A 7,655-nucleotide genomic window follows, 5' to 3' on the forward strand; every position below is an offset into this window, starting at 1 on the left:
ACGAGGGCCCCGCGGGTGGTCCCGGCATGCAGGAGATGCTGCACCCGACGTCCTTCCTCAAGGGCGTCGGCCTCGGCAAGGTGTGCGCGCTGATCACCGACGGCCGCTTCTCCGGTGGCACGTCGGGTCTGTCCATCGGGCACGTCTCCCCCGAGGCCGCGTCCGGTGGTGTGATCGGTCTCGTCGAGAACGGTGACCGCATCCGCATCGACGTCGCCTCCCGCACCCTCGAGGTGCTCGTCGACGACGAGGTGCTCGCCGAGCGCCGCCGACAAGGGTGCCGTCCGCCAGCTCCCGTAGCTCGTACTCGTGCGCGGTTTCGGTAGCTCCGGCTACCGAAACCGCGCACGAGCGCGTCAGCGCACGAAAAGCCAGAGGCACACGCCGCCGGCGACGCCGAGCAGCAGTGCCACGAACGATCCGATGAACGGGCGCGTCGCCCAGCCACGTGCTCCGTCGACGGCGATCCGGCCGGGACCGGTCAGCACGATCGCCACCGCCGCCGCCCCGAGCAGTATCTCGAACTCCACACCGGATTGCTCCGCCGCGAAGTACTGCAGGCCCGGTTCGAGGTGGTGTTTGAACAGCACGGCGTTGATCATGATCGCGACCACGGCGGCCGCTGCGAGCGGTGTCAGCAGGCCCAGGACCAGCAGGGTCCCCGCCGCGACCTCCCCGATCGCACCGACGATCGCGAGGATCTCCGAGTACCGGTAGCCGGCGCCCTCGACGAGCGCTTCGAATCCGTCGAGTCCGGGTCCATCCCACCATCCGGTGAGTTTCTGCAGCCCGTGCACGATCATGATGCCGCCGACGGCCAGCCTCAGGATCAGCAAACCGAGGTCGAGGGTGCCGCGCCGCACCTTCGGGGGCACAGCGGCAACCGGTTCCGGCTCCTCGTACGATCCCGGCGCGACCGGCATCTCCGGCCGATGGATCGGGTCGGTGGGGCCGTCGTACGCCCCGGCGGAGCGGGATTCGAACGACCTTTGGTCCAGGTCGAGGTCGTCGTCGGATTCGAGCATCGACGAACGTGGACGGTTCAGCTCGAGCGTCGGATTCTCGTACGGCGCCGGTTCCGGGACGGGGTCTTTCGCCTTGTCGCTCACGTGGTCCAGCGTAGGTCGCGCGGCGGGGAGCACCCGGGAACCGAGGAGACGCTCGGCGTGCCGGTAACGTTTGCGGCATGACGAGGGGTGCGCGGTTGAGGGGTTCGCGGCGACTGCCGACATTGGTACTGGCACTCGGCCTGTTCGCCACGGTCACGTCGTGCGCCCGGTTCGACGATGCGGCCACGACCCCGTTCACACCGGAACCGTCGTTCGACGGCGGCGCCGACATCGGCCCGCTCGAGCAGTCACCGACCACGTCGACGACACCGTCCGTCCCTCCGGTGCCTCCCGGCCCGTGTGTGGATCCGGACCCCGCGGTCGTCGCCACGTGCCTCGACACCACCGGGGGGCTCGTCACCGTGCCGGACGGCAGTTCCGCGTTCGTGGCCGAGCGGCGCACCGGGCGGATCCTGCAGGTCGCCCCCGGCACCGAACCCGTCGAGATCGCGACGATCCCGGTGGACGGCTCGGGCGACGGAGGCCTCCTCGATCTGACGCTGTCCCCCACCTACGGCGAGGACCGGCTGCTCTACGCGTACATCACCACACCGTCCGACAACCGGGTGGTGCGCATCGCCGCGGGCGACGTTCCCAAGGACGTGTTCACCGGCATCCCACGCGGCGCGAACGGTAACGCCGGCGCCATCGAGTTCGTCACCCCCACCGAACTGGCCGTCCTCACCGGAGACGTCGGAAACCCTGCTGCCGCAACAGATCCCGCGTCACTGGCCGGGAAGCTGCTGCGCGTGCCGCTGCCCGCCCCGGGCGGTCCTGCCCCCGCACCGACGGTGGTGCTGTCCGGCATCGGAACGGCCGGCGACGTGTGCCGTGACCCGATCGGCAATCTGTGGGTCACCGACCGCACGCCGCTCGAGGACCGGTTGCAGCGGGTGGGGTCGGACGGTTCCGTCGCGGGCGCGCCGGTGTGGACGTGGCCGGACCGTCCCGGCCTCGCCGGATGCGCGGCCGGCCCCGATGCGGTGGCGATCTCGCTGACCGACGGCAAGGCGGTGTCGGTGGTCGCCACCGACCCGGGTACCGGCGCCGTCACCGCAGCCCCGGTGCTCGCGGCGCAGGACAGGTACGGGCGGCTGGGTGGCGCGTCGGCCGGTGTCGACGGGTTGCTGTGGGTCTCGACCGTCAACAAGGACGGCGGCCAGCCGGGGCCGAACGACGATCGCGTCGTGCGCATCCAGTTCCCGGCCGGTGGCGGCGGATTCGACTGAGTCGGAAAGACCGTCGGACGTCGCCGTCGCGCGTCCCGGAGAATCACCCTGGGCGACAATCGACGCGGTGGATGCGAATTCGCTCACGCTACAGCGTGGGCGAATTCCGAAACACGTCGTGAATTCGGGATTATTCGCAGCCTCAGCGACCGGCGTCCGACGAACTCACCGACTGCGGCCGATCGGATCGCTGGAGCAGCCCCGCGACCATCGGAAGTATCAGCACTGTGATCGCCCCGGCCGCAACGAGAATCGACGCACTGCCGTTCGTCATCTCCCCCGCCGAGACCGCGACCCCGGTGACGGCGACGATGAGCGGGAGCCCGGTCGTCGAGTACAGCGCGATCTGCAGTTGCTCCGCGGTGTCGAAGCGGGACTCGCGGTCGAGGCGTGCGGACACGAACACCGGCACACCCCGGACCAGAATCAGCAACAGCAGGAACGCAATCAGCACACCGGGTTTCTCGACGACGGCACCCACGTCGATCGCCATCCCGGAGGTGACGAAGAAGATCGGGATGAGGAACCCGTAGGCAAGTCCGTCGAGTTTCGTCTCGAGCAGCACGTCGCCGGTCGGAATCGCCCGGCGCAGGATGAATCCCGCGGCGAACGCGCCGAGGATCACGTCCAGGTCGAACACGACCGCGAGGGTGATGAGCCCGACGAGCAGCAGCATCGTCAACCGGACCGACGTCTGGGCGGTGGTCATCGAGGTGCGTCGCACGAATGCCAGGAACTGCGATCCTTCCCGCAGGATCCGCGGCGGCAGCAGTGCCACGATCACGGCGACCACCGCGAACGCCGCGAGGACCAGCAGGGATCCGAGCGCACCGCGCGCGCCCAGCAGCGTCGCCATCGCGATCACCGGCAACAGCTCGCCGACCGCTCCGTGGTTGAGCACCGACCGCCCGAGCGGGGTGTCGACGAGCCCGCGGTCCGCGAGGATCGGCAGCAGAGTGCCCAGCGCGGTCGACGTCAACGCGATCGCGACGGCGACCTCGGCATTCACGAGACCGGCCGCGCCGAGCACTGCGACGGTCGCCAGGGCCAGTGTCATGCACACGCACCACGTGATCAGCGCGCGGCGACCACCGCGACCGCGCAGCTCGGCGGGATCGATCTCGTAGCCGGCGAGCAGGAACAGCAGCCCCAGACCGAGTTCGCGGAGCATCTCGATCCCGCCGTCGACCTCGGCGAAGCCGAGCGCGTTGGGGCCGATGACGACCCCCGCGACGAGCAGCAGCACCACTTCCGGCACGAGCCGGCGAGGCACGGCTCCCGCGACGAGCGGCGCGACCACGGCCGCCACGACGATCCAGAACAGTGAAGTGGCGACTGCGGCATCCATGAACCGCTACGTTAGCGGCTCAAGATCAACTGCACGCGGCGATGACGAGTTCCTTGACGCGCGCCGGGTCGGCCTGGCCGCGGGTGGCCTTCATGACGTCGCCGACGATCTTGCCGGCCGCCTGGACCTTGCCGGAGCGGATCTTGTCGGCGATGTCGGGGTTCGCGGCGAGCGCCTCGTCGACCGCGGCCTGCAGTGCCGAGTCGTCGCGCACGACCTCGAGTCCGCGAGCGGCCACGACCTCCTCGGGTTCGCCCTCGCCGGCGAGGACACCGTCGACGACCTGCCGCGCGAGCTTGTTGGTGAGCTTGCCGTCGGCGACCAGCGCGATGACCTTCGCGACCTGCTTCGGGGTGATCGGCAGATCCGCGAGTTCGACCTCGCGGGCGTTGGCCTGCTGCGTCAGGTAGGCGACCCACCAGGACCGGGCCTCGGACGCGGGCGCCCCGGCCTCGGTCGTCGCGATCACCAGGTCGAGAGCACCGGCGTTCACCAGGTCGCGCATCTCCTCGTCGGAGACACCCCATTCCTTCTGGATGCGGGCGCGGCGCAGCCACGGCAGCTCCGGCAGGGTGCCGCGCAGTTCCTCGATCCACTCGGCGCTCGGAGCGACCGGCTCGAGATCCGGCTCCGGGAAGTAGCGGTAGTCCTCTGCGGTTTCCTTGCGGCGACCGGGCGAGGTCGTGCCGTCGGCCTCCTGGAAGTGGCGGGTCTCCTGGACCACCGTGCCACCGGCCACGAGCACCGCCGCCTGGCGGCGCATTTCGTAGCGGACCGCGACCTCGACGGACTTGAGCGAGTTCACGTTCTTGGTCTCGGTGCGGGTACCGAACTCGTCCGCGCCGATCGGGTTGAGCGAGACGTTGGCGTCGCAGCGCATCGAGCCCTGGTCCATGCGCACGTCCGACACGTCGAGGGCCTTCAGCAGATCGCGCAGCGCGGTGACGTAGGCGCGGGCAACCTCGGGGGCACGCTCACCGGCGCCGACGATCGGCTTGGTGACGATCTCGACGAGCGGCACGCCGGCCCGGTTGTAGTCCAGCAGCGAGTGGCTCGCACCGTGGATGCGTCCGGTCGCGCCGCCGACGTGCAGCGACTTGCCGGTGTCCTCCTCCATGTGGGCGCGTTCGATCTCGACCCGCCACGTGGTGCCGTCGTCGAGCACGACGTCGAGGTAGCCGTTCGTCGCGATCGGCTCGTCGTACTGCGAGATCTGGTAGTTCTTCGGCTGATCCGGGTAGAAGTAGTTCTTGCGCGCGAACCGGCCCCACGGGGTGATCTCGCAGTTCAGCGCCAGGCCGATGCGGATGGCGGATTCGACGGCAGCCTGGTTGACGACGGGCAGCGATCCGGGCAGGCCCAGGCACACCGGGCACACCTGCGTGTTGGGCTCGGCACCGAACGTGGTCGGGCAGCCGCAGAACATCTTGGTGGCGGTGTGCAGTTCGACATGCACCTCCATGCCCATCACGGGCTCGAACTTCGCGAGCACGTCGTCGTAGGCGAGCAGATCATCGGACATGGCGGCAGTCATGCGGTCGATTTTAGACGCCGCCACCCGACCCACTCACCACCACTCAGCCGAACAGAACCCGCATCTCCTGGTATCGCTCTTCCGGCACCAACTTGTGGTGCGCGAGCGCCTCGTCGAACCCGACGCGGACGATGCGGGTGCCGTGCAGCGCCACCATGTGACCCCAGTCCTCGTCGGCGACGAGATCGGTGACGGCCATACCGAGCCGTGTCGCCAGGACCCGGTCGAACGCGGTGGGCACTCCCCCGCGCTGGATGTGGCCGAGCACCGTCGCACGGGTCTCGATGCCGGTGCGTTCCTCGATCATCGGGGCCAGGATCTCGGCGATACCACCGAGGCGCGGACGATCGAATCCGTCGAGACCCTTGTGCGAGTGGGCCTCGGTCATGTCCGGCAGCGTGAAGCCCTCGGCGACGACGACCATCGGGGCACGACCGCGGTCGCGCACACTCGTCGTCCACGCGCAGATCTGGTCGATGCTCTCCGGGTGCTCGGGAATGAGGATCGCGTGCGCGCCGCCCGCGGTACCCGAGTGCAGGGCGATCCACCCGGCGTGCCGCCCCATCACTTCGAGCACCATGCAGCGTTTGTGCGAGTTACCGGTGGTGCGCAAGCGGTCGATGGCGACGGTGGCGATCTCGACGGCCGTGTCGAATCCGAACGTGTAGTCGGTGCGGCCGAGGTCGTTGTCGATCGTCTTGGGAACCCCGACGATCGGGATTCCTTCCTCGAACAGTCGTTTCGACGCCGCCGCGGTGCCTTCTCCGCCGATCGCCACCACCGCGTCGACACCGAGTTTCTCGAGGGTGCGGGCGATGTTCTGCGCGCCGCCCTGCGGTCCCTGATACGGCCCGAATCGGCTGGTGCCGAGGATCGTGCCGCCCTGGTTCGACAGGCCCCGCACCGAACTGCGGTCGAGCGGCATCGCATCGCCCTCGACGAGTCCGCGCCATCCGTCCAGGAATCCGACGAACTCCTGGCCGTACACGGTCTCCCCCTTCAGAACCGCGCCGCGGATCACCGCGTTGAGTCCGGGGCAGTCGCCGCCGCTGGTGAGAATCCCGACCTTCGTCATGTACGCCTCCGTTGCAGAGGATCCGTGTCGCTCCTGTCATCCTGCCCGCAAGCGGCGTGAGCGTCATCTCGATCGGCCACGTTGCCCCGCTGCAAAGTCTCACAGAGAGCCCGCGATCACGCTGAGCGGAACGCAACGCGCACTTACGGCGAGGCAACACACCGGTCACCGCGGCCCTCGACACTTTCTCCGATCCCACAGGAGGTTTGCCGTGTCCTATGTCCCACCGGCCGAGCTGGCCCGTGCAATGGTCGACGCCGGCCATAGCAAAGTCCTCACGTCCACCCGCGACACGCTGATCCGCGCGTTCATGGGCGGTGCGCTGCTCACCCTCGCCGCGGCCTTCGCGGTCACCGTGACCGTCCAGACCGGTAACGCCCTGCTCGGAGCGGCCCTGTTCCCGGTCGGTTTCTGCCTGCTCTACCTGCTCGGTTTCGACCTGCTCACCGGGGTGTTCACGCTCGCGCCGGTCGCGTACCTGGACCGCCGTCCGGGCGTGACGATCGGCGGCGTCCTGCGCAACTGGGGACTGGTGTTCGTCGGCAACTTCGCCGGGGCGTTCATGGTCGCCGTGATCATCACGTTCGTGCTCACCTACGGATATTCGATTCCGCCGAACGAGGTGGCCGAGAAGCTGATGACCATCGGCGAGTCACGCACCGTCGGCTATGCCGAACACGGCGCCGCGGGCATGGCGACGCTGTTCCTGCGCGGCGTGCTGTGCAACTGGATGGTCTCGACCGGTGTGGTCGCCGCGATGATGTCGAAGAACGTGACCGGCAAGGTTCTCGGCATGTGGCTGCCGATCATGCTGTTCTTCTACATGGGATTCGAGCACTCCGTGGTCAACATGTTCCTGTTCCCGTCCGGCCTGCTCCTCGGCGCCGACTTCACCCTCGTCGACTACCTCGTGTGGAACGAGATCCCGACGGTGCTCGGCAATCTCGTGGGCGGACTGGTCTTCGTCGGCCTGGCCATCTACACGACCCACGTCCGCACCCAGCCGAAGCGGGCCACCGTCGAGATCGCGCCCGCACCAGAGCGGGAGACCGAAACGGTCTGATCGCGAACACTTCCGCGGATAACGAAGGGGCCGGGCGTGGTCGGGACGCCCGGCCCCTTCGCGGTTCCGATCCGACCGTCACCCGGGCACGACCAGCCCCGACTCGTAGGCCACCACGACCGCCTGCGCGCGGTCCCGCAGATGCAACTTGCCGAGCACCTTGCCGACGTGCGTCTTGACCGTCTGTTCGGCGACGAACAACCGTTGCGCGATCTCCTGGTTCGACAGGCCGTGCGCGATCAGCTCGAGCACTTCCGTCTCGCGCGGGGTCAGCACGTCGAGCGCGGTGCTGCGACG

At 68.8% G+C, this 7,655-nt stretch carries 7 protein-coding genes and 1 pseudogene; 3 read left to right on the forward strand and 5 right to left on the reverse strand.

What is annotated here, in order from left to right:
- Window positions 1-311: pseudogene (locus tag I0Q12_RS29670) on the forward strand (dihydroxy-acid dehydratase); the annotation flags it as partial.
- A 45-nt stretch (window positions 312-356) separates the two neighbouring features.
- Here I0Q12_RS29670 and I0Q12_RS29675 read toward each other — a convergent pair.
- Window positions 357-1,109 (reverse strand): DoxX family protein, encoded by a 753-nt coding sequence (locus I0Q12_RS29675; RefSeq protein ID WP_307846628.1) that lies wholly within the window; start codon window positions 1,107-1,109, stop codon window positions 357-359.
- A 77-nt stretch (window positions 1,110-1,186) separates the two neighbouring features.
- Between I0Q12_RS29675 and I0Q12_RS29680 the strand changes: the two genes are divergently transcribed.
- Window positions 1,187-2,338, forward strand: a complete 1,152-nt coding sequence (locus tag I0Q12_RS29680) for a sorbosone dehydrogenase family protein (RefSeq protein ID WP_197257352.1) — start codon at window positions 1,187-1,189, stop codon at window positions 2,336-2,338.
- A gap of 142 nt (window positions 2,339-2,480) precedes the next feature.
- Here the strand turns inward: I0Q12_RS29680 and I0Q12_RS29685 are convergent, their stop codons facing one another.
- Genes I0Q12_RS29685 through I0Q12_RS29695 form a run of 3 tightly spaced genes read right to left on the reverse strand, consistent with a single transcriptional unit; the run spans window position 2,481 to window position 6,295 of the window.
- Entirely contained in the window at window positions 2,481-3,686 is a 1,206-nt protein-coding gene (locus I0Q12_RS29685; RefSeq protein ID WP_197257354.1) for a cation:proton antiporter, read from the reverse strand.
- Window positions 3,687-3,711: 25 nt separating this feature from the next.
- Window positions 3,712-5,220, reverse strand: a complete 1,509-nt coding sequence (gene gatB / locus I0Q12_RS29690) for an Asp-tRNA(Asn)/Glu-tRNA(Gln) amidotransferase subunit GatB (RefSeq protein ID WP_197257356.1) — start codon at window positions 5,218-5,220, stop codon at window positions 3,712-3,714.
- A gap of 43 nt (window positions 5,221-5,263) precedes the next feature.
- A complete protein-coding gene (locus tag I0Q12_RS29695; RefSeq protein WP_197257358.1) occupies window positions 5,264-6,295 on the reverse strand; it encodes a 6-phosphofructokinase in 1,032 nt (343 codons plus the stop codon).
- A gap of 211 nt (window positions 6,296-6,506) precedes the next feature.
- On the opposite strand from I0Q12_RS29695, the gene I0Q12_RS29700 reads away from it, so the two are divergent.
- A complete protein-coding gene (locus I0Q12_RS29700; protein WP_197257360.1) occupies window positions 6,507-7,358 on the forward strand; it encodes a formate/nitrite transporter family protein in 852 nt (283 codons plus the stop codon).
- 78 nt (window positions 7,359-7,436) lie between these two features.
- On the opposite strand, the gene I0Q12_RS34325 is transcribed toward I0Q12_RS29700, so the two are convergent.
- The coding region (locus I0Q12_RS34325; protein WP_231611706.1) for a response regulator transcription factor at window positions 7,437-7,655 on the reverse strand (219 nt) is incomplete at its 5' end.

The organism is Rhodococcus sp. CX (assembly GCF_015865005.1).
Taxonomy (GTDB): Bacteria; Actinomycetota; Actinomycetes; order Mycobacteriales; family Mycobacteriaceae; genus Rhodococcus.

What these genes read in the sequence shown, in the direction of transcription:
- gatB (WP_197257356.1), bottom strand. Translation starts at nt 5,220, where the DNA reads ATGACTGCCGCCATGTCCGATGATCTGCTCGCCTACGACGACGTGCTC.
- I0Q12_RS29695 (WP_197257358.1), bottom strand. Translation starts at nt 6,295, where the DNA reads ATGACGAAGGTCGGGATTCTCACCAGCGGCGGCGACTGCCCCGGACTC.
- I0Q12_RS29680 (WP_197257352.1), top strand. Translation starts at nt 1,187, where the DNA reads ATGACGAGGGGTGCGCGGTTGAGGGGTTCGCGGCGACTGCCGACATTG.
- I0Q12_RS29685 (WP_197257354.1), bottom strand. Translation starts at nt 3,686, where the DNA reads ATGGATGCCGCAGTCGCCACTTCACTGTTCTGGATCGTCGTGGCGGCC.